Source organism: Pseudomonas sp. AF03-9, assembly GCF_020515815.1.
Classification (GTDB): domain Bacteria; phylum Pseudomonadota; class Gammaproteobacteria; order Pseudomonadales; family Pseudomonadaceae; genus Aquipseudomonas.
The window spans coordinates 18,400-39,185 of sequence record NZ_JAHPJF010000020.1 but is presented as its reverse complement, the minus strand read 5'-3'; the positions used below and the strand labels follow the sequence as shown (position 1 = coordinate 39,185).

16 protein-coding genes and 1 pseudogene are annotated in these 20,786 nt (G+C 61.3%); 7 read left to right on the top strand and 10 right to left on the bottom strand.

The window, feature by feature from the left end; all coding sequences use genetic code 11:
* Window positions 1-20: 20 nt before the first annotated feature.
* Window positions 21-335, bottom strand: a complete 315-nt coding sequence (rplU, locus tag LIY36_RS22810; RefSeq protein WP_007950961.1) for a 50S ribosomal protein L21 — start codon at window positions 333-335, stop codon at window positions 21-23.
* Window positions 336-574: 239 nt separating this feature from the next.
* On the opposite strand from rplU, the gene LIY36_RS22805 reads away from it, so the two are divergent.
* From LIY36_RS22805 to LIY36_RS22795, 3 genes are all read left to right on the top strand, one after another.
* The gene (locus LIY36_RS22805) at window positions 575-1,543 is read left to right on the top strand and encodes a polyprenyl synthetase family protein (RefSeq protein WP_192300610.1); all 969 of its coding nucleotides are present in this window, start codon (window positions 575-577) and stop codon (window positions 1,541-1,543) included.
* A 174-nt stretch (window positions 1,544-1,717) separates the two neighbouring features.
* Window positions 1,718-2,059, top strand: coding sequence for a zinc ribbon domain-containing protein YjdM (locus tag LIY36_RS22800; protein ID WP_027617845.1), 342 nt, complete (start codon window positions 1,718-1,720; stop codon window positions 2,057-2,059).
* Between the two features lie 159 nt (window positions 2,060-2,218).
* A complete protein-coding gene (locus tag LIY36_RS22795; RefSeq protein WP_056858344.1) occupies window positions 2,219-2,476 on the top strand; it encodes a PA4570 family protein in 258 nt (85 codons plus the stop codon).
* A gap of 144 nt (window positions 2,477-2,620) precedes the next feature.
* Here LIY36_RS22795 and LIY36_RS22790 read toward each other — a convergent pair whose 3' ends face one another.
* Window positions 2,621-3,238 (bottom strand): FKBP-type peptidyl-prolyl cis-trans isomerase, encoded by a 618-nt coding sequence (locus tag LIY36_RS22790; RefSeq protein ID WP_192300611.1) that lies wholly within the window; start codon window positions 3,236-3,238, stop codon window positions 2,621-2,623.
* A 199-nt stretch (window positions 3,239-3,437) separates the two neighbouring features.
* Between LIY36_RS22790 and LIY36_RS22785 the strand changes: the two genes are divergently transcribed.
* From LIY36_RS22785 to LIY36_RS27950, 3 genes and pseudogenes are all read left to right on the top strand, one after another.
* A complete protein-coding gene (locus LIY36_RS22785) occupies window positions 3,438-9,074 on the top strand; it encodes a membrane-targeted effector domain-containing toxin (RefSeq protein ID WP_226457255.1) in 5,637 nt (1,878 codons plus the stop codon).
* A 171-nt stretch (window positions 9,075-9,245) separates the two neighbouring features.
* Window positions 9,246-10,310, top strand: a pseudogene (locus LIY36_RS27955) (methyl-accepting chemotaxis protein); the annotation flags it as partial.
* Complete coding sequence (locus tag LIY36_RS27950) at window positions 10,302-11,165, top strand: methyl-accepting chemotaxis protein (RefSeq protein WP_429480038.1); 864 nt, start codon at window positions 10,302-10,304, stop codon at window positions 11,163-11,165. The pseudogene LIY36_RS27955 and the gene LIY36_RS27950, both read left to right, overlap by 9 nt.
* Window positions 11,166-11,803: 638 nt before the next feature.
* On the opposite strand, the gene LIY36_RS22775 is transcribed toward LIY36_RS27950, so the two are convergent.
* The 4 genes from LIY36_RS22775 to LIY36_RS22760 are packed head-to-tail and all read right to left on the bottom strand — an operon-like array spanning window position 11,804 to window position 15,944.
* Window positions 11,804-12,172 carry a glyoxalase superfamily protein gene (locus tag LIY36_RS22775; protein ID WP_192300614.1) on the bottom strand — a complete coding sequence of 123 codons (369 nt, stop codon included), beginning with the start codon at window positions 12,170-12,172 and terminating at the stop codon, window positions 11,804-11,806.
* Between the two features lie 30 nt (window positions 12,173-12,202).
* Window positions 12,203-13,666: an N-acyl-D-amino-acid deacylase family protein gene (locus tag LIY36_RS22770; protein WP_226457253.1), complete on the bottom strand. Its 1,464-nt coding sequence runs from the start codon at window positions 13,664-13,666 to the stop codon at window positions 12,203-12,205.
* A gap of 1 nt (window position 13,667) precedes the next feature.
* Window positions 13,668-14,528, bottom strand: a complete 861-nt coding sequence (locus LIY36_RS22765) for a MurR/RpiR family transcriptional regulator (protein ID WP_192300616.1) — start codon at window positions 14,526-14,528, stop codon at window positions 13,668-13,670.
* A 12-nt stretch (window positions 14,529-14,540) separates the two neighbouring features.
* The gene (locus tag LIY36_RS22760; RefSeq protein WP_192300617.1) at window positions 14,541-15,944 is read right to left on the bottom strand and encodes a GntT/GntP/DsdX family permease; all 1,404 of its coding nucleotides are present in this window, start codon (window positions 15,942-15,944) and stop codon (window positions 14,541-14,543) included.
* A gap of 194 nt (window positions 15,945-16,138) precedes the next feature.
* Here LIY36_RS22760 and LIY36_RS22755 point away from each other — a divergent pair, with 194 nt between their 5' ends.
* Complete coding sequence (locus tag LIY36_RS22755; protein WP_192300618.1) at window positions 16,139-16,519, top strand: lysozyme inhibitor LprI family protein; 381 nt, start codon at window positions 16,139-16,141, stop codon at window positions 16,517-16,519.
* Window positions 16,520-16,558: 39 nt separating this feature from the next.
* Here the strand turns inward: LIY36_RS22755 and LIY36_RS22750 are convergent, their stop codons facing one another.
* The 4 genes from LIY36_RS22750 to LIY36_RS22735 all read right to left on the bottom strand — a co-directional run bounded on the left by LIY36_RS22750 (window position 16,559) and on the right by LIY36_RS22735 (window position 20,600).
* Complete coding sequence (locus LIY36_RS22750) at window positions 16,559-18,004, bottom strand: SulP family inorganic anion transporter (RefSeq protein WP_226457252.1); 1,446 nt, start codon at window positions 18,002-18,004, stop codon at window positions 16,559-16,561.
* A gap of 197 nt (window positions 18,005-18,201) precedes the next feature.
* Window positions 18,202-19,098 carry a LysR substrate-binding domain-containing protein gene (locus LIY36_RS22745; protein WP_226457251.1) on the bottom strand — a complete coding sequence of 299 codons (897 nt, stop codon included), beginning with the start codon at window positions 19,096-19,098 and terminating at the stop codon, window positions 18,202-18,204.
* 30 nt (window positions 19,099-19,128) lie between these two features.
* A complete protein-coding gene (locus tag LIY36_RS22740; protein ID WP_192300621.1) occupies window positions 19,129-19,719 on the bottom strand; it encodes an NAD(P)H-dependent oxidoreductase in 591 nt (196 codons plus the stop codon).
* A 116-nt stretch (window positions 19,720-19,835) separates the two neighbouring features.
* Entirely contained in the window at window positions 19,836-20,600 is a 765-nt protein-coding gene (locus tag LIY36_RS22735; RefSeq protein WP_226457250.1) for a sulfite exporter TauE/SafE family protein, read from the bottom strand.
* Window positions 20,601-20,786 lie beyond the last annotated feature (186 nt).

Here is a 20,786-nt window from a genome sequence, read left to right as displayed (position 1 = left end):
AGTGAGGAATTAGGCTGAAATTAAGCCTGAATACCGGTGATTTTGATCTCGGTGTACCACTGGCGGTGGCCCATACGCTTCATGTGGTGCTTACGACGACGGAACTTGATGATGCGGACTTTATCGTGACGACCTTGGGAGATCACTTCAGCCACAACGGTAGCGCCAGCAACAACTGGAGCGCCGATGTTCACGTCATCGCCATTGGCGACCAACAGAACGCGATCAAAGGTAACGGATTCGCCGGTAGCGACTTCCAGTTTTTCGATCTTCAGGTATTCACCTGGGGCGACTTTGTATTGCTTGCCACCAGTAACAATTACTGCGTACGACATGGTATTTCTCCGATAATCCTGCTCACCCAGCTCTTTATAAGAAGAGGTATTGGCTGGCATGGCTGCATGGGATGGACGTCCCGAATGCAATTGCGTAAGGCAGGTGCTGCCCAGGAAGTTCAGGGTGCGCGATTGTACGCAAGCTATAGAAGCCTTGCAAGGGGCCGTCTATCGCGCCTTGACACTGCGGGGTCAGGGTCCTAGCATGCCGCGCAACCCTTCTGGAGCGACTGTAGCTGATGCAACCCCAAGCTTTCTACCGCGCGGTCGCGGACGATTTTAGCGCCGTCGACGGCATCATCAAGAAACAGCTCACGTCCAAAGTGCCGCTGGTCTCCAAAATTGGCGACTATATTACGTCGGCGGGCGGCAAACGCCTGCGTCCTTTATTAGTGTTGCTGTGTGGCAAGGCCCTGGGTCGCGAAGGCGACGACTTGCGTTTGCTGGCGGCGACTATCGAATTCCTGCACACCGCGACCCTGCTGCATGACGACGTGGTCGACATGTCGGGCATGCGCCGTGGCCGCGAGACCGCCAATGCCATGTGGGGCAACGCCCCCAGCGTGCTGGTCGGCGATTTCCTGTACTCGCGCTCGTTCGAAATGATGGTCGAACTGGGTTCGATGCCGGTGATGAAGATTCTGTCCCAGGCCACCCGCATCATCGCTGAAGGCGAAGTGTTGCAGCTGTCCAAGGTGCGCGACGCCAGCACCACCGAAGAAACCTATATGGAAGTGATTCGCGGTAAAACCGCGATGCTCTTCGAAGCCTCCACCCATAGCGCCGCCGCGCTGTGTGGCGCGACCGCCGAACAGGCCGAAGCCCTGCGCACCTTTGGCGACCACCTGGGCGTGGCCTTCCAATTGGTAGACGACCTGCTCGATTACCGTGGCGACGCCGAGACCCTGGGCAAGAACGTCGGTGACGACCTGGCCGAGGGCAAACCGACCTTGCCGCTGATCTACACCATGCGCGAAGGCACGCCGGAACAGGCGGCCCTGGTGCGCAAGGCGATCCAGAAAGGCGGGATCGAAGACCTCGAAAGCATCCGCGAAGCCGTGGAGGCCTCGGGTTCGCTGGACTACACCGCGCAATTGGCGCGTGACTACGTGGCCCGTGCCATCCAATGCCTGGAAGCCCTGCCGGCCAGCGAATACCGGGATGCACTGGTTGAGCTGAGTGAGTTTGCGGTAGCCCGTACGCACTGATTGCACACCGTTTAATGTGGGAGCTGGCTTGCCTGCGATAGCTTTAGTGAATTCACTACCGATATCGCAGGCAAGCCAGCTCCCACATTAGACCGAGCCAAGCCGCCCCTCCCGCCGCTAAAACCCTATATAATGTGCGACTTTTAGCCATCCCTGACTCTACAAGGAGCTTTAGTGAGCACGTTGCCACCCTGCCCGAAATGCAATTCCGAATACACCTACGAAGACGGCGCCCAGCTGATCTGCCCGGAATGCGCCCACGAGTGGTCCGCCAATGGCGAGGCCGAAGCGGCTAGCGATGAAACCGTGAAGAAAGACTCTGTGGGCAACGTCCTGCAGGACGGCGATACCATCACCGTGATCAAGGACCTCAAGGTCAAGGGCACCTCCCTGGTGGTCAAGGTCGGCACCAAGGTCAAGAACATCCGCCTGTGCGATGGCGACCACGACATCGATTGCAAGATCGACGGTATCGGCCCGATGAAACTCAAGTCCGAGTTCGTCCGCAAGGTCTGAACCTGCAACTTCCATCCCGCGCCCGCCGCGGGATGGCGTTTCGCCCTCCCGGTTGACCCCGCGCAATAACCACACAGAAAAAACCACAAACCGCCAATAGGCACTTGCTATTCTACGAATAAGAATTATTCTCATTGAAACCCATCAAGGAGAACGACCATGACTTATTTGATAGACGCCTGGCTGGACCGCCCACACCCTTACCTGCGCATCCTGCATCGGGAAACCGGCGAAGTCTGTGCGGTATTGGAAGAAGAAGCGCTGAGCGAGCTGCAGGACCAGGGCGACCTGGACGTGAATGGCTTGAGCTCAAGTGAACCCGGGGTACTGAAGGAAGTGGTGCGCAATCTGTTTCTGTTCTGCTATGCCCGAGCGTTGCGCCCGGCCACTGAATTGAATGGCAAATTCCATCCATGAGCCCATCCTGTGGAAGCGAGCTTCATGTGGGAGCGGGCTTGCTCGCGAAAGCGGTGGGTCAGTCAATAAATGTGCGACTGACACGCCGTCTTCGCGAGCAAGCCCGCTCCCACACAAGCCATTTCCCGCAGTAATCAGCAGGTCTTACAGAACGTCGAGCAGCTCGACGTCGAACACCAGAACGCTGTGCGGCGGGATGCTGCCAACGCCTTGAGCGCCGTAAGCCAGTTCGCTCGGCACGTACAGGCGCCATTTGCTGCCGGCATTCATCAGTTGCAGGGCTTCGGTCCAGCCGGCGATCACGCCGCCAACCGGGAATTCTGCAGGCTGGCCGCGCTCGTAGGAGCTGTCGAACACAGTGCCGTCGATCAGGGTGCCGTGGTAGTGGGTACGTACCTGGTCTTCACGGGTTGGCTTGGCGCCTTCACCGGCAGTCAGCACTTCAAATTGCAGGCCGGAAGCCAGGGTGGTGATGCCATCACGCTTGGCGTTCTCAGCCAGGAAAGCCAGGCCTTCGCCAGCAGCCGCTTCGGCCTTGGCAGCCGCTTCGGCTTGCATGATTTCGCGGATAACCTTGAAGCTGGCAGCCATTTGCTCTTGATCAACACGGCTTGGCTTGCCGGCGAAAGCGTCGGTCAGGCCAGCCAGGATGGCGTCCAGGCTCACACCCGGTGGCGGGTTGTCGCGCAGTTGGTCGCCCAGTTGACGGCCAATACCGTAGCTGACGCGGGTTTCGTCGGTGGACAGATTAACTTCGGACATGAAGGTGCTCCGCTGTAGGACAACACTGAAAACGCCGCACAAAAGCCGCGTGTTCCTTGTCACCCAAAACTAAAAGGGCCAGCAGACTAGCACACAACACCGTGCCTTGATGAGCGCACCGACATACCTATCTACTGCCGAACACGCCCCTGCGCTGCCCATGCTGGTGATTCCACTCACCACCTCAGGGGTTGTGCCAATGAGTACGCCGAATACCCGCGATGCCGCGCCCACGCTTGATCAGATTCACGCCCACTTGCTGGAGATTGACCCCACCCTGCGCAGCCAGAGCAAACGCCCCGTTACCTTGCCGGCGGAGTACGCCACGCTGCAACAGCTCAACACCGACCTCAAGCGTATCAACGCTACGTTTATGAGCCAGGCGCGTGCCCTGTATCAGGATGTGATCCCACCGGACCTGAACAGCCGCCTCAAGGCGCTGGATGAAACCAGCGCCGTCGCAGGGCAGAGCCGTAAGACTTATCTGACCTTCACCGCCGGCATCAACGCGCTGGAACTGGAAACCCGGCTCAACGTCAGTGACAACCTGCTGTCCCCCGCCGACCAGCGGATGCTGGAAAACTGCTCGCTGGGGCCAACCTTCCGCCCCGGCATGTACGCCCTGGCCTTCACCTACCAGGAACAGACCGTCACGTTCGCCGGTGCGTTTGTGCTGACGCGCCAGGCCAACCCCGTCGTCGACAGCCTGCCAGCAGCGCACCCCGTGGGGCCGGTCTTGTTGTTCACGCCCGCGCGGGGTCTGGAAGCCTTCGACTCACTGCACGACCTGGACCAAGGCCTGCAATCTGCGATGGCGCTCGCCACCGGGCGGGCTGAGTTCAATCGTCACCTGCCTGTGCGCTACCAACACCTGGATACCGTTGATATATGGCCACTGACCTTACTTCCGATCCAGGACAAACCGCTGTTCGAACACGTCTACCAAGCCCTGCTCGACAAACGTGAACAGGACATCAATTACGCCCTGAGCCATGCAGACGCCACACACATCAAGGAGCACCTCGACAACGCCATCCAAGCCGCGTTGCCCGACCTGACGTTGCGCCTGGACTTTCGCGCACAGCGACTGCTTGAGCGCGACCTGTTCTACGCCCTGCCCGACTGGTACCGCAGCGCCAGCAAGCCGCTTCGCGACACCCTCGACCAACACCTGCGCAACTACAACCAGGCGCGCGAGGCGTTCATGAATCTGTTCGGCCCGGCGGCAACGCCCCAGGCCCTCGCCCGGCACCAATGGGCCGAGAAACTGGCCGATGAACTGGACATCCACGACCTCGACCCGGATCTGCTGCGCATCACAACCCGGCGCACAGTGCCGCCGGTCGGCACCTACGAGCAGCAGCGTTCACTGGTGGAACTGGCCTTGCGCGGCCTGCACACCGGCGACAGTGCGCCGGGCTCAGCCTTCCTTGAACACAGCACCTTGAGCTACGCCGGCGCCCCGCTCGATATGGCTTATGCCCGACTCACCCCGCAAGTGCTGATCCCCCTGCTGCAAGACCTGCAACCACGCCTGGACTTTGCCGACACACAAAAAACCGTGCTGGGCACGCCGCAGATCAAACAGGCGGCCCGCACGTTTTTCGATCAGCGCCTGGTCGCCTTGGCCTACATTGCCCAACTGCAAGGCCACCTCAGTCCGGACGATGTGCAGCTGTTTGCAGACCTGCGCGAAAATCCCCGCCCGCAGCTCTGCGCACAAACCGTGCTGCTGCACGGCGCTCAACTGCGAGACCTGTGGCTGCTGCGCGAAGATGATGCTCACGGCCAGGTCAAACGCCTATTGCTGTGCACCCCTGACGCCCCCAGCGCACAACAGTTCTTCGCCTTCAGCAGCCTGCGCGAATGCCAGACCCATATCATCGGTTGGCTGGATCAACCCAACACGATGAGCAATTACGTACTGCAACAAGTGCCGCTGCGCTTCCGCCCGAAAATGAGCACCTTCATCCAGGCGATCAGCCTGCGCCCCGATGCCGAAGAACACCGCGAGGTGACCTTCGGCAAACCCTGCAGCCACGCCGATTGCCTGGACGCGATGGCCGCACACCGCCTGGCGCTGCAACTGGATGATTACAGTTTCAGCTCACCAGCCTGGTTTCGTAACGCCTCCCTGGCAGACAGAACCCGGCTGATCACCCTGGCGGATAACATCGAGGGTGCCCTGCGCACCTACAATGCCAGACCCGATGCCGAAGCCAATTTCCCGAGCTTCGACAGCTATTTGCGCGATAAAGCCAGGCTCAGCCTGAACAGACTGCTGGGACGCTCCAAAAATGACGTCGACCCGGACAGCGTCTTCGCCTACTCGCCACGGACATTGCTCGGTGCGCCGCCAACACCACTGTCCTACACCACCCTGTACCGCGACGGTTATGCAGACGGCATCGGCTTTCTCGACGAGAAGTTTTCCAGATCCGCGGTCTTTCGCGGCCCCAGGGGCGTAGACCTGAGCCCGCTGACTGCACAGAACGTTGCCCGCTCGGTCACCGGCGTATGGGTCGGAGAACACTATATCAATGAAGTGCGCCAGCGCCTGCAATCCAGCGACAGCCCCGGTTATCACGAACGACGCAGTGCGGTGCTGGCGATTCACCAATTGCAGATGCAGAGTGCCGCGCTGGAGGCCCGACTCAAGGGGCATATCACCAGTGTCGACCTGAGCTGGCTCAACCAGGCCATCGACAGCTTGTCGGATACCCGCAGCACCACGCGCAATACCTACAAAGTCCACCGCTTGTTTATCGACGGTGATTGGGTGATGGGCAACTACCTGTTCAGCCACGCCGACTATCCCGTGTTGCTGTACACCCCCAACGCTCCGGACGGCGTCAACTTTCGCGAAGCGAAGCTGTTCAACTACCTGCTGAAAAAAGTCGAGGGCATGCCCGGCTATTGGTGCTCTCGCGTGTCGTTGCCGTCGATGCGCAGAGTGCACCTGTTTCTGGAGAATGCCCGCAACGGCCTGCCGGATGACATCGACCGCACCACCCCAAGCCCGGCTCGGCACGACTCGATAAGCCGCGTCACGCCGCTGCTCGATCTGCGCCACGAGCTATACAACATGAGCTTGCAGCGCACCATCGATGACGTGCACGGCACAACGATCAATCGCACCCAAATGATTACCGGCATCCTGTGGACCTGTATCGAGTGGGTAACGGCCATTGCAACGATGCCATTCCCCTTGCTGAGCTTGACCTTGGGCGGCCTGCTGGCATTCAAGGACGCCATGCTGGCCCTCAACGCCTATCACCAGAACGACAGGGCAGCCGCGATTGAGCACTACGTCGGCTTCCTGGCCAATGCTATGGGGGCCGTGCTGTTCGATTTGCGCCCACTGCTCAAAAGCAGCTTCAAACCTCTGCGTGCCGTCATCCAGACCAGTTCACACGCCGTCGGCAGTGCGCCGCTCAAGCAACTGGATGCGATCAACCCCGAAGGCATGCAATCCATCCTGTTTGATGGGCAGCCACTGTGGGTATCGCAGACTCCCGACGCCTTGGGCCGTTACTTGCTGTATCGCCACGACCCGCTGACCGGCCAGCTCCATTCGACCGCACGCCTGGTCAGCCAGAACAGTGATGGGCAGTGGGTGCGCTTCAGCGTCCCCGGGGGTGGGCGCAAGCAATACGAAAAGCTGCTGGCGGATGAAAGCAGCCCGTTGGAGGCCTTCGACGTAGCGCCCGATCAGGCCAAGACCTTCCGCACCCTGCTCGACTCAGGCTTCCAAACACACATGCAAAGCCGGGGGCAGGACGCGGCGGCTGCCCAAGGCAACGCGTTTATCGAAGCGCAACCACTGCGCACGGCCTATGAACAAAACGTCGCACGCTTGAGCGAAGACGCCGACGCGTTCTACCAGGCGTTACCGGCCCCGGCGCCGAAAAGCGCACTGCCCGCACTGGCGAGCAACGCAGCCCACAGCGACATTCTCAAGAGGCTGTTCAGCCGCAACAAGCGCTTGATTATCGGAGCCGTCGACAACTCCATCGCCAGTAAACAGCTGTTGATCGAACAACTGCCAGGCCTGGCGGAACAGGGACTCAAGCGGGTGTACATCGAGAACCTGCCCCGCGACCTGTTCCATCGCAAGTTGAAAGTCCTCAACAACCAGCTCAACGGCAACAAAGCCCACGCCCTGCAACAGATCGAGCGGCATCTGGCGCAGGTGGACGAGGCCTTGGGGTTCGCAGCGGATGCGCCGTTCACGTACCGCAAGCTGCTGCTCGAAACCCAGCGCCTGAACATCGCCATCGACGGCCTGGACGCTGCAGTTTCATACCATATGGGCCACGTGCTGGCCCTGGGCGAAGGCGCGCGTTTTGTGCCGCGCAGCAGCAAGCTGCGCAATTTCTACTCTCACACCGCTATCGAGCTCAACCTGAAACACAACCCGGACGAAGGTTGGCTGGCGTTGGTCGAGACCAACCGCCTGGGCAGTTACGAGCGCATTGCCGGGCTGGCGGAGTTGCAACAGGCGCCAGCGCTGCGCGTTCACGACGTGGCGCCTGGGGAGCCGACCGGCCTGTGGCCCGACACACACAGCAGCGCCCAGTCCCGAGGTGACTACGCCCTATCCATTGCAACAACCCATGGGGCACTGCGCGCACCGAGCAGCCTCACGCCAGCATCGGGCACCGTCTCTCATTACGCGGCGTTCGACATCCCGGCGCCGATGCGCGCGAACATCGACCAGATGCGCCTGGAGCGGCGTGGCCTGGACTCGCGTTACTCCCACGCCCAGCCAGAGAATGCCGGGGCAATGAACACCTTCATCGAGACCCGCCAGCGCCTGTACGCCACTGCCAAAGCGCATTTCGCCGACCTCACCTTGCCCCAACGCAGAGCCTTGGGCGAGCTGACCAGCGCAAGAGACGAGAGCGTATTGTTTGAACGGCTGTTCAAACAGCGCAATGGGCTGGTCATCGGCGAGGCCCATACCGCGCAATCCAGCAAGCGCCTGCTGATCCAATACTTCAAGCACCTGAAAAAGCTGGGGGTCAAGACGCTGTACCTCGAGCATTTGTTGACCGATCTGCATCAGGAAGCCCTGGAAACCTACTACCGCACCTCGAAGATGCCGTCGATCCTGGAGAACTACCTCCGGCAGTTGGACCGAGGCCAGATGCCCCTTTACGAGGGCACGGACACCTACACTCACCTGGTCAAGAAAGCCAATAAATACGGGATACGCATACGAGCGCTGGACTGCACGGCCACCTATTACATCAAAGGTCTGAATGGCGATTTGCCGCGCCTCCAAATGTTCAGCTACTTCGCCAACGAGGTGATCAAGGCCGACCAACTCGCCCAAGGGCCGCACAAGTGGGTCGCGTTCGTGGGCAGCACCCACACTGATACGCACCTGGGCGTGCCGGGCCTCGCCACGCTGCAGGATGCCGTCAGCCTGCATGTGCGCGACAGCGCCCCGGAACTGGCCAGGCCGTTGCACCAGGGGGCGTGGGAATCGTTCGAGGAAGGTAAGGGCGTGGCGTTGCGCAGTGACTTCACGCTCTACGTCGGTATTCCTGGGCGAAAAGTGCCAAGCGTGCCGGCGCCGCCGGACCGCAGCAGACTCACAACACCCGGGCATTTCATCGTCGAGCGCCGAACCTCCACCGAGATCAACCTTGTGCACATGTCCCGTGGCAATGAGATTGTCAGCACCCCCATTCAAATCAACGACAAGGGCCAGTTCCTCATCGAGCGCTGGCCAGAACAGCGTCATCAGCGCTTTTTCTATTTATCGCAACTGGTCGATATGCTCAAAACCCCTCCGCCCAGAGGTGTTGGCCTGAATCACGTCGGCTAAACCCCACGAGCCAGTAACCCAATTCTCCCGCAACCACTCATCGGCGCCCTGCGTCGATGAGCCGAAATAGCATTTCAGATTCAGGTTTTGCCGCCGATAACCCGCTACACCTCGGCTGGCTCAAACAACAACATCAACCAGCAAACAGACATCACTCTTGCGGAGCATTCGATGAACAGCTGGTTCGGTAACATCAGCGTCAACCTCAAACTCGGCCTGGGCTTCGGCCTGGTACTGGTCCTTACTTCGATCCTGGCCCTGACCGGCTGGACCAGCCTGGGCGGCCTGATCGACCGCAGCAACTGGATGAGCGATATCACCCAGCTCAATGCCTCGCTGACCAAGCTGCGCATCGTGCGCCTGCAATACATGCTGGCCAACGGTGACGAAGCCGTGGCACAAACCGTACAGACCAACCTGGACGCTTTCGCTGCCCAGCAACAAAAGCTGCTGGACAGCTTCAAGAGCCCGGATAACCTCAAGCTGCTCAACGAGCAGAAAAGCGTCATCACCGCCTACCAGCAATCCTTGAACAAAATGCGCGAGGCCTACCGTAACGGCAACGCCGCGCGCCAGGTCATGGGTGACAAGGCCGACATCGCCAACGCCCAGATCAATGCCCTGGACACCAGCGTGCAGCAGATGGCCGACAGTCCGGAGCGTTTCGTCCAGTACCAGGCACTGACCCAGGCCAAGGAAGAGTTCCAGCTCGCCCGTTATGAAGTGCGTGGCTACACCGGCAACGTCAACGCCGAAACCGAAGCCCGCGCCGCCGCACAAATCGAAAAAGCCATCAGTGGCTTGAAAAAGCTCAGCGCCGTCTTTGGTTCCGAACAGCAAACCGCACTGGCTTCGCTTGAAACCGCCCTCGGCGCCTACCGCTCCGCCGTACAAAGCTACAAGGCTGCCAACGCCAACATCGTCAGCGCTCGCGCAGAAATGACCACCCAAGGTGCCGACATCGTCACCATCAGCGACAAGCTCTACGACATCCAGCTTGAGCGCCGCGACGCCGAAAGCGCCCAGGCCCGCAGCCTGCAATTGATCAGCACCTTGCTGGCCCTGCTGGTCGGTGTTATCGCCGCACTGGTCATCACCCGCCAGATCACCCGCCCACTGCAGGAAACCCTGGCCGTGGTCGAGCGCATCGCTTCCGGCGACTTGAGCCACAACATCCAGGTCACCCGCCGCGACGAACTGGGCGTGCTGCAACAAGGCATCCAGCGCATGGGCACGACCCTGCGCGAGCTGATCAGCGGTATCCGCGACGGTGTGACACAAATCGCCAGCGCCGCCGAAGAACTGTCGGCCGTGACCGAACAAACCAGCGCCGGGGTGAACAGCCAGAAGATCGAGACCGATCAGGTTGCCACCGCAATGCATGAAATGACCGCCACCGTGCAGGAAGTCGCGCGCAACGCTGAACAAGCCTCCCAAGCTGCCTCCGACGCCGACGGCCAAGCCCGCGAAGGCGACAAGGTGGTGGGTGAAGCGATCGCCCAGATCGAGCGCCTGGCCGCCGAAGTGGCACGTTCCACCGACGCCATGGCGCACCTGCAACAAGAGAGCAACAAGATCGGCAGCGTGATGGACGTGATCAAGGCCGTGGCCGAGCAGACCAACCTGCTGGCACTCAACGCCGCGATTGAAGCCGCGCGTGCCGGTGAAGCCGGTCGTGGGTTTGCCGTGGTCGCCGATGAAGTGCGGGGCCTGGCCCAGCGCACACAGAAATCCACCGAGGAAATCGAAGGCCTGGTCGCCGGTTTGCAGAACGGCACCCAGCAAGTGGCCAATGTGATGAACAACAGCCGCAGCCTCACCGACAGCAGCGTCGAGCTGACGCGCAAGGCCGGTGTGTCCCTGGAAAACATCACCCGCACGGTGTCGAACATCCAGTCGATGAACCAACAGATTGCCGCCGCCGCCGAGCAGCAGAGTGCCGTGGCAGAAGAGATCAGCCGCAGTATCGTGAACGTGCGTGATGTCTCGGAACAGACGGCTACGGCGAGTGACGAGACGGCGAAATCGAGTGTTGAATTGGCGCGTTTGGGTAGCCAGTTGCAGCAGATGGTCAGCCATTTCCGGGTGTAGGAAACCAAAAAGCCGCCTCGGCCTGAACCGAGGCGGCTCCACTTCTCAGACCTTAACGGTCATCGAAGCTGTCCCGCAGGAACTTCCAGACGTGATAAGCACGCAGGCAGTTCACTACGAGGTTCCACGTACGTCGTGCGAACTTAGACATACTCGGCCCTCCGTGAGTTGGGCCTTACCTCCAGCGCACTTACCGGAACACGTGAGCCTTCGGAAGCAGGTCAGCGCTTCCAATGAGGCAGCCGGGCTTTGGTTCCTCCCGCATGAATCCGGCACGGATTACTAGCCCGTGGCGGGCGGTCCATAATTCCGCGCGCACACCCAGCCACCTACAAAACGACATACTTGGAACGGAGGTGATACTAACCAACATTTTGGTAAAAGGTGTGGCAGGTCACAACAATCCCTCAATAAAAAGCAGCTGATTTATTGCAATTTTTTTCGGTCAGGCTTACAAAAAAATATGACAACTAGCAAAAATATTGCCGACCACCGTCAAACCTTGCGTGATACAAAAACCGGCATTACTATCCGCGTTGCAGGTCAGCGCTTCCAGTGAAGCCGCAGCCCCGGTCACTAACGGGGGTTGCAAAAAAACCGCCCTACTAAGGCGGTTTTTTATTGCCTGCGATTTCCCCTCAGCCCTCACCTTCCTCAACAAACACCACCCGATTCCCAAACGGGTCCTTGATGCTCATCTCCCGCGAACCCCACGGTGTTGGCTCAACCTCAGGCTTGGCATAGCGATAGTCCTTGCCCTGCAACTGCTGCTGATAGGCGTCCACGCCTTGTGCCTGAATTCGCACCGCTGCGCCCGGCGAGGCGTCACCATGATGCTCGGTCAGGTGCAACACACATTCCCCCAGTGACACTTGCAGATACAGCGGAAAATTCGCCTCGAAACGATGCTGCCAATCCACCTTGAACCCCAGGAACTCGACGTAGAACTCCAACGCCTTGGCCTCGTCGAAAATCCGCAAAATGGGGATGACTTTTCCTAAGTGCATGGCAACCGCTCCGTGTATGAAAAGCCCCCACTATAAAGACGAAAAACCACAACGCAAATCGCCATTGCGCGCCAGGAACCGGCCGGCGTGTTGGCCATTCGCCTGCCCCTCGCAGTAACTCAACACGCCGTTGACCCACACCCCGTCAATGCCCTGCGCCGCCCGTTGCGGGTCCTTGAAATCGGCCACATCACGCACGCGCAACGGGTCGAACAGCACCAGGTCGGCCCAGTGCCCTTGGCGAATTTCGCCACGCTCGGCCAAGCCAAACCGCGCCGCCGACAAGCCGGTCATCTTGTGCACCGCCGTGTGCAGCGGGAACAGCCCCACATCCCGGCTGAAATGCCCGAGCACCCGCGCAAACGCGCCCCACAACCGTGGGTGGGGGAACGGGTCTTCCGGCAACCCATCCGAGCCCACCATGGACAATGGATGCGCGAGGATGCGGCGCACATCCGCCTCGTCCATCCCGTAGTACACCGCCCCCGCCGGTTGCAGGCGACGTGCAGCATCCATCAGCGAAACGTCCCACTCGGCGGCGATGTCCTGCAAATCACGCCCGCCCAACTCGGGGTGCGGCGTCGACCACGTGATGGTGATACGAAACGCGTCGGTGACTTGCTTCAGATCCAGGGTCGAAGAACTCGCCGCATAGGGGTAACAATCACAGCCCACCGGGTGGGTTTTCGCCGCCGACTCCAGCGCGGCCAACAGCTGCGGACTGCGCCCCCAATTACCCGCTCCGGCACATTTGAGGTGAGAAATGATCACCGGAACCTTGGCGTGCCGGCCGATCAGGAACGCCTCGTCCATGGCCTCCAGTACCGGCTCGAATTCACTGCGCAAATGGGTGGTGTACACCGCGCCGAACGCCGTCAGTTCTTCACTCAGTTGCAGCACTTCATCGGTCTCGGCGCTAAACGCACTGGCGTAGGCCAGGCCTGTGGATAAACCGAGGGCGCCGGCCGCGAGGCTGTCTTGCAATTGCTCGCGCATGGCGGTGATTTCGTCCGGCGTGGCGGTGCGATACAGATCGTCCATATGGTTGCTGCGCAACGCCGTGTGGCCGATCAACGCCGCGACGTTGACCGCTGGATGGGCACTTTCCACGGCCGCACGGTAATCGGCAAACCGTGGATAAGTGAACGCCTCACGCGTGCCCAGCAAATTCATCGGGTCCGGTGGGTCACTGCGCAAACTCACTGGCGAGGCGCTGATGCCACAGTTGCCGACAATTACCGTGGTCACCCCCTGGCTCAGCTTGGGCAGCATCTGCGGCTGGCGGATCACCATGGTGTCGTCGTGGGTGTGCACGTCGATAAACCCCGGCGCCAGCACGCGCCCCGTGGCGTCGATCTGATCCGTGGCCGTTGCCTGCGACAAATCACCGATCGCCGCGATGCGCCCCTCCCACAGTCCCACATCGGCGATGTACCCGGGGGTGTTGCTGCCATCGATGATCAGCGCCTGGCGAATCAGCGTGTCGTACTTCATATCAGTCTCCAAGCGGCAGGCTGTCGGGGCCGCCGCGGTATTCGTCGAGGGCCAGCTTGATGCGGCGCAGGCGCTCGCGGTTGTCGTCCGGCTGGGCCAGTGCCAGCTCGGTGGCGAGCAGGTCGATGGCCAGCAGCATGCCGTAGCGCGCCGCCGTCGGTTTGTAGATAAAACTGGTCTCGGCCGGTTGCAGCGGCAGCAGGACATCCGCCAACTGCGCCAAGGGTGAGTCGGCCAAGGTGATGGCGATGACGCGTGCATCGTAATTGCGCGCCAGTGCCACCACGTCCAGCAGCTCAGGCGTGCGGCCGGTCAAGGAACACACAATCAACGCGTGATCCGAGCCCAGGGTTGCCGCCGTGACCCGCATCATCACCGGGTCATGGCAGGCGGCAATCGGATAGCCGAGGCGCACCAGGCGCACCTGCAATTCGTCGCTGCACAGGCTCGACGGGCCGCCCATGCCAAACGCGTGGACCATCCGTGCCTTGCCCAGCAGGCTGACCGCATCGGCAAACCCTGCCTGGTTGAACCCCGACAAGTGCTGGCGCAAGGTCGCCTCGATGTCGCCAAGAATCTGCCGATGAAACGCCGACTGCTCAGGCTTGCCCGCCGGGTCCAGAAAACGGCTGCCCACCCCACTGGCCTGGGCCAATTGCAGGCGCAGGTCACGCAAATCGCGACAGCCCACGCTGCGCGCAAACCGCGACAGTGTGGCCGTGCTGACCTCGGCCCGCTGGGACAACGCTTCCAGGCTGGCCGACGCGGCAAACCCCACGTCGTCGAGCAGCAGCCTGGCGATACGCCCTTCACCGGCGCTGAAGGAATCCTGGCGGGCACGGATCTGGTAGAGGATGTCCATGGAATCTCCGGGTTACAGAAGGCAGGACAGACCATAGGTGAGACCGAAGGCGACCACTGAAATCAAGGTCTCCAGCACGGTCCAGGTCTTGAAGGTCTGGATTACCGTCATATTGAAGTATTCCTTGATCAGCCAGAAGCCGCCGTCATTGACGTGGGAAAAGATCACCGAACCCGCACCAGTGGCCAACACCAGCAATTCCGGGTGTGGATAACCCAGACCCATGGCCACCGGCGCCACCACGCCGGAAGCGGTAGTCATGGCGACCGTCGCCGAGCCGGTGGCGATGCGCATCAACGCCGCGAACAGCCAGCCCATCACCAGCGGCGACAGCTGAAACGCGTGGGCCAGCCCCAGGATTTCATTGGTCACGCCCGCATCCACCAGGATGCGGTTCAAGCCGCCGCCCGCGCCCACCAGCAAGGTGATGCTCGCCGTCGGCGCCAGGCATTCGTTGGTGAACTTGAGGATCGACTCGCGGTTAAACCCCTGGGCGATGCCCAAGGTCCAGAAACTCACCAAGGTCGCCAGCAGCAGCGCAATCACCGAGTTGCCGATAAACAGCAGGAACTGGTTGAAACCGCTGCCCGGCGTAGAGATCACGTTGGCCCAACCACCGATCATCATCAGCACCACCGGCAACAGGATCGTGCCCATGGTCAGCGCAAAACTGGGCAGGCGGGTACGCGGCTCGCGGTCGATGAACTGGCGTTCCAGCGGGTTTTGCGCCGGCAGGTGAATGCGCGGCACGATGAATTTGGCGTACACGGGGCCGGCGATGATCGCCGTGGGAATACCGATCAAAATCGCATACAGCACGGTCTGCCCCACCGACGCGTTATACGCCAGCACCGCCATCATCGCCGCCGGGTGCGGTGGCACCAAGGCATGCACCACCGACAAACCGGCGACCATCGGCAAACCGACCATCAGGATCGACACGCCCACGCGTCGCGCCACGGTAAAGGCGATCGGCACCAGCAACACAAAACCGACCTCGAAAAACAGCGGCAGCCCCACCAGGAACGCGATGCAGACCATCGCCCAATGCGCGTTGCGCTCGCCGAACCGATTGATCAGGGTACGCGCCACCTGCTCGGCGCCGCCGGACTCGGCCATCATCTTGCCGAGCATGGTGCCCAGCGCCACGACCAGGGCGATATGCCCCAGGGTCTTGCCGACGCCCGCTTCATACGACCCCATGATGGTGTCCGCCGGCATCCCGGCCAGCAGCGCCAGGCCGATTGACACCAGGGTGATGACGATAAACGGGTTGAGTCGGTAGCGTGCAATCAGCACGATCAAAGCGATGATGGCGATGGCAGCGTATGCCAATAGCCCCAAGCCCGGTAATGCGGCCATGCGGTACTCCTCGGAAAGGGTCACGTCGAATAGGTTGTGAAAGTCATAAATCATTACCGATGAGTGTTTTCAATTTTTATGAAAGTAATTTTCGCCCACAGACAAGCACTGTCGCCTGGGGATATGCCCGACAGCTGTGGATGAAAATTCGGGGGGTGTTCTTACATGAAGATCAGAGGATGTCGGAAACTCAAGCGTCGTCGTCGAGTCCTACAATGCGCAATCACTCACGCTCAGGAAACACGACCATGACTCGTACATCCCTAGCCACCGGCGCCCTGCTCCTCGTCCTGTGCGGCGCGGCCTCGGCTGCCGAAAACGCGGCGTTGCAAAAATGCATGGACGGCGCCAACACCACCGCCGACATGGTCAATTGCAACGCCAAGGAAACCAAGGTGCAGGACAAGCGCCTGAACGCGGCCTACAAGACCGCCCTCGCCGCCCAGGAAGGCGCACGCAAACAGCAACTGCAAGACGTGCAGCGCCTGTGGATAAAATACCGCGATGCCAATTGCGCCTTCGCCGGCTCAGCCACCGGAGGCAGCATCGATCAGGTCAACGGCTCCGGCTGCGTACTGGACATGACCCAGACCCGCGCCCAGGAACTGGAAAACCTGGTCGGACCATGACCCTGTAGGAATAAGCTCCCTCGCCACAAGGTTCCACCATCAGTCGTGATGCACCTTGGCGCGCTTGAGCAGCTTCTTGCAGCGCTCCGACAAATGCAGCACCCGCAGGTGCTTGCCGGCCTTGGCATACCGCTCGCGCAAGGTCATCAGCGCGGCAATCGCTGAATAATCGACAAAGCTCAGGTGCCGGCAATCCAGCGTCACCTGCGCGGGGTCGCCCGCCGGGTCGAACTGGTTCAAGAACGGCGTGGTCGAGGCGAAGAACAAGGTGCCGTGCACCCGATAGAGCTTGCTGCCATCGGCCTCCAGATGCGTATCGGCGTACAACTCGCGGGCCTGTTGCCAGGCGAAGTTCAGCGCCGCAATCACGATCCCGCACAGCACGGCGGTGGCCAGGTCGGTGAACACGGTGATCACCGTCACTGCCAGGATCACCAGCACATCGTTGAGCGGCACCTTGTTGATCACCCGCAAGGACGCCCAGGCGAAGGTCTGCTGGGACACCACGAACATCACCCCGACCAGCGCCGCCAGCGGAATGCGCTCGATAAACGGCGACAGGAACAGGATAAACAACAGGATCATCACCCCGGCAAACACCCCGGAAAAACGCCCGCGCCCGCCGGAGCTGAGGTTGATCACGGTTTGCCCGATCATCGCGCAACCCCCCATGCCGCCAAACACGCCCGAGACCATATTCGCCGCGCCCAGAGCCACGCTTTCGCGATCGGGGTAGCCACGGGTCTCGGTGATTTCGTCGGTGAGGTTAAGGGTGAGCAGGGTTTCCAGCAGGCCGACCATGGCCATCAGGAACGCGTACGGCGCGATGATGCCGAGGGTTTCCTGGGTCCAGGGGACCTGCGGCAGCGCAAACGTCGGCAGGCCGCCGGCGATGTGGGCCATATCGCCCAGGGTGCGGGTCGGCAGGCCGAGCAGGTACACCGCCAGGCCCACGCCGAGGATCGCCACCAGCGCCGGCGGCACTGCGCGGGTGATGCGCGGCAGCAGGTAGACGATGGCCATGGTCACCAGCACCAGGCCGATCATCACGTACAGCGGCGTGCCGTTGAGCCAGTGTTCACCGCTCTTGAAATGCTCCAGTTGCGCCAATGCAATGATGATCGCCAGGCCGTTGACGAACCCCAGCATCACCGGGTGCGGCACCATGCGCACCAGCTTGCCCAGGCGCAACAGGCCAAAGGCGATCATGATCAACCCGCCCAGCAGCACCGTGGCCAGCAGGTACTCCACGCCGTGTTGCACCACCAGCGCGACGATCACCACCGCCATCGACCCTGCCGCACCCGAGACCATGCCGGGACGACCGCCGAACAGCGCCGTGAGCGTGCAGATGATAAAGGCGCCGTAGAGCCCCATCAGCGGGTTGAGATGGGCCACCAGGGCAAAGGCGATGCATTCGGGCAGCAGCGCGAAAGACGTGGTGAGGCCGGCCAGGGCATCGGCGCGCAGACGGGTGAGGTTCATGAAGTACCAGGGTAAGGCGGGAATAAGGCGGGCGATGGTACGCAATTGCCGGGGGGTGGGGCTAGTCTGGCGGACCGTGTCGGGCCTTTCGCAGGCAAGCCAGCTCCCACACTTGACCGCGTTTGAACCTTGGAATGCCGTCAAGTGTGGGAGCGGGCTTGCCCGCGAAAGGCCGCACCGCGGTCCCAAGCCAACCGCTAGCAGGCATACCGCGCCAGCTTGGCCTGGATAAAGTCGAGGAAACACTGGATGCGCAGCGCCAACTGCGAGTTGCGATAGAACACCGCATGAATCGGCTGGCGATAGCCGCTGTTGAACGCCTCCAGCACCGGCACCAGGCGCCCGGCGTCGATGTCGGCGCTGGTCATGAAGTTCGACAGGCAGCAAATGCCCTGCCCTTCCAGCGCCAGCTGGCGCAGGGTCTCACCGCTGGACGCGGCAATGCCCGGCTGGATCAGCCAGCGGTCGCCTTCCAGATGGCGCAGTGGCCAGTGGTTGAGGGTTTCAGTCTGGGTGAAGCCAAGCAAGGTGTGGTCGGCCAGCTCAGCTACCGTGGTCGGCGTGCCGAACTGCTCGATATAGGCAGGGCTGGCGAGGATATGCAGTGGCGTGCAGCCCAAGGCGCGGGCATGCAGGGTGGAGTCGGCCAGCGTACCGATGCGGATCGCGATGTCGGTGCTTTGCTCCAGCAGGTCGATGATCAAGTCATCGCTGTTCAGCTCCAGCTGGATCTGCGGGTACAGGCGGCGAAATTCGGCGATGTACGGCACGATCCCGTGCAGCATGAACGGCACGGCCGCATTGATACGCAGGCGCCCGGCCGGGTGCTTCTGGCGCGACGACAGGCGTTCTTCCAGCTCATCCATCTGCGCCAGGATCAGCTTGGCCTGCTCGAAGAAGTACTTGCCCTCTTCGGTCAGGTCCATGCGTCGCGTGGTGCGGTTGATCAGCGTGGTGTCGAGCTTGGCCTCCAGGCGCGACAAGGTGCGGCTGACCGCCGACGGCGTCTGCCCGACCTGCTCCGCCGCGGCGGAAATCGAGCCGCACTCAATCACGCTGACGAAGATTTGTAGCTCGTCGGATCGGGCTTTCACTGGCTGTCCTCGTAATCGGTTAGCCGCAGCTTACACCGAGAGGTTGAACACCTGCGCCAGATGCTGCTCGTAGCGCGCCACGTCGGCGTCGATGGCCGGGCGTTTCATCACGTCCACACAGAGGAAGGTCGGCAGGCCGGTCATGCCAAGGAATTGGTTGGCCTTGTGGAACGGGAAGTAGACCGCGTCCACGCCCTTGGCTTCGAAAAAGTCGCTCGGGTCGTCGAAGGCTTGCTGCGGTGCGTTCCAGGTCAGCGACAGCATGTATTGCTTGCCCTGGATCAGGCCGCCGCTGCCGTATTTCTGCGACGCGTCGGAGCGGGTGCGGCCATCGCTGGCGTACAGGCTGCCGTGGCCTTCGGTGAAGACCTCGTCGATGTATTTCTTGACGATCCACGGTGCGCCCATCCACCAGCCGGGCATCTGGTAGATGATTACGTCGGCCCAGAGGAATTTCGCGACTTCTTCGGCCACGTCGTAGCCTTCATCGATATGGGTGACCTTGACGTCGATACCGCCACGGTCCAGCACGGCCACGGCGGCGTCATGCAGGGTGTTGTTGTAGCGGCCATCGGAGTGGGCGAACTTTTTGCCGCCGTTGAGCAGGAGTACTTTTTTCATGGGAGGGTCTCCAGAAGTTGAAATGTCTGGACGCAGACTATCGACCTCAGCCCCTCGGAATAAGCGGTGGCGCGGCAAAATACATTTGACTGCAATGCACGAATACCTGGCGATTGTTAACCGTTGATCAGCAGATGGCCGCCCAACAGTGCCATACCGATAAGAAACACGCGCTTGAACAGCACCGCGCTGATGCGCTGACGCACCACTTGGCCCAACCCCATACCCAGCAGCGCGGGCACCAGCGCCAGCAGCGAGGCATTGATCTCGCCACCGCCGAGGCTGCCGCGCCAGGCCAGGCCGGCGGCCAACGCCAGGGTTGATACGCTGAACGACAGCCCCAGCGCCTGCACCAGTTGGTCGCGGCTCAAGCCCAGGGCTTGCAGGTACGGCACCGCCGGAATCACGAAGACGCCGGTGGCCGAGGTGATGATACCGGTGACCAGGCCACACACCGGGCCAAGCCAGCGTTCAGTTTCAGGCTTGACCTTCAATGTAGGCAGGCACAATCCGCTCAACGCATACACCAGCAGCGCGCCGCCCAAGGCGTGCACCACCCAGCCGCCGCCGTCCATGCCCAGCCACAACGTGCCGAGCCCGGTGCCGAGGAAGATCAGCAGCAACAGCGGCCACAGGCGTTTGAGCAGCGCACGCAGGTGGCCGCCGAATGCCAACTGCCAGAGGTTGGTAACGGTCGATGGAATGATCAGCAACGCCGCAGCCTGCGCCGGGAGCATAGCCAGGCCGAGCAGGCCCATGGCGACCGTGGGCAGGCCCAGGCCGATCACGCCCTTGACGGCGCCGGCCAGCAGGAAGGTGCCGAATACCAGCAGGGTCAGGGCGGGGCCGATGTCTTGGTAGAACGTGAGGACAGTAGTCATGGCCGGATTGTGGCGGGTTGAGGCGGGGTTGGAAATTCGCCATATACTGAGACAGCCTCTTGTTTTGCGTGAGGCTGATGACGCTTTCGCGGGCAAGCCCGCTCCCACATTCGACCCCATTCTCATGCTGGAACTCAGTCAAGTGTGGGAGCGGGCTTGCCCGCGAAGAGGCCAGCCCAGTCACTC

Bases quoted from the DNA above. Each gene is read 5' to 3' on its own strand.
- LIY36_RS22740 (WP_192300621.1), bottom strand. From the start codon at position 19,719: ATGAAAAAAGTACTCCTGCTCAACGGCGGCAAAAAGTTCGCCCACTCC.
- LIY36_RS22795 (WP_056858344.1), top strand. From the start codon at position 2,219: ATGACTTATTTGATAGACGCCTGGCTGGACCGCCCACACCCTTACCTG.
- LIY36_RS22805 (WP_192300610.1), top strand. From the start codon at position 575: ATGCAACCCCAAGCTTTCTACCGCGCGGTCGCGGACGATTTTAGCGCC.
- LIY36_RS22775 (WP_192300614.1), bottom strand. From the start codon at position 12,172: ATGCACTTAGGAAAAGTCATCCCCATTTTGCGGATTTTCGACGAGGCC.
- LIY36_RS27950 (WP_429480038.1), top strand. From the start codon at position 10,302: ATGGGCACGACCCTGCGCGAGCTGATCAGCGGTATCCGCGACGGTGTG.
- LIY36_RS22760 (WP_192300617.1), bottom strand. From the start codon at position 15,944: ATGATTTATGACTTTCACAACCTATTCGACGTGACCCTTTCCGAGGAG.
- LIY36_RS22765 (WP_192300616.1), bottom strand. From the start codon at position 14,528: ATGGACATCCTCTACCAGATCCGTGCCCGCCAGGATTCCTTCAGCGCC.
- LIY36_RS22770 (WP_226457253.1), bottom strand. From the start codon at position 13,666: ATGAAGTACGACACGCTGATTCGCCAGGCGCTGATCATCGATGGCAGC.
- LIY36_RS22790 (WP_192300611.1), bottom strand. From the start codon at position 3,238: ATGTCCGAAGTTAATCTGTCCACCGACGAAACCCGCGTCAGCTACGGT.
- LIY36_RS22750 (WP_226457252.1), bottom strand. From the start codon at position 18,004: ATGAACCTCACCCGTCTGCGCGCCGATGCCCTGGCCGGCCTCACCACG.
- rplU (WP_007950961.1), bottom strand. From the start codon at position 335: ATGTCGTACGCAGTAATTGTTACTGGTGGCAAGCAATACAAAGTCGCC.
- LIY36_RS22755 (WP_192300618.1), top strand. From the start codon at position 16,139: ATGACTCGTACATCCCTAGCCACCGGCGCCCTGCTCCTCGTCCTGTGC.
- LIY36_RS22785 (WP_226457255.1), top strand. From the start codon at position 3,438: ATGAGTACGCCGAATACCCGCGATGCCGCGCCCACGCTTGATCAGATT.
- LIY36_RS22735 (WP_226457250.1), bottom strand. From the start codon at position 20,600: ATGACTACTGTCCTCACGTTCTACCAAGACATCGGCCCCGCCCTGACC.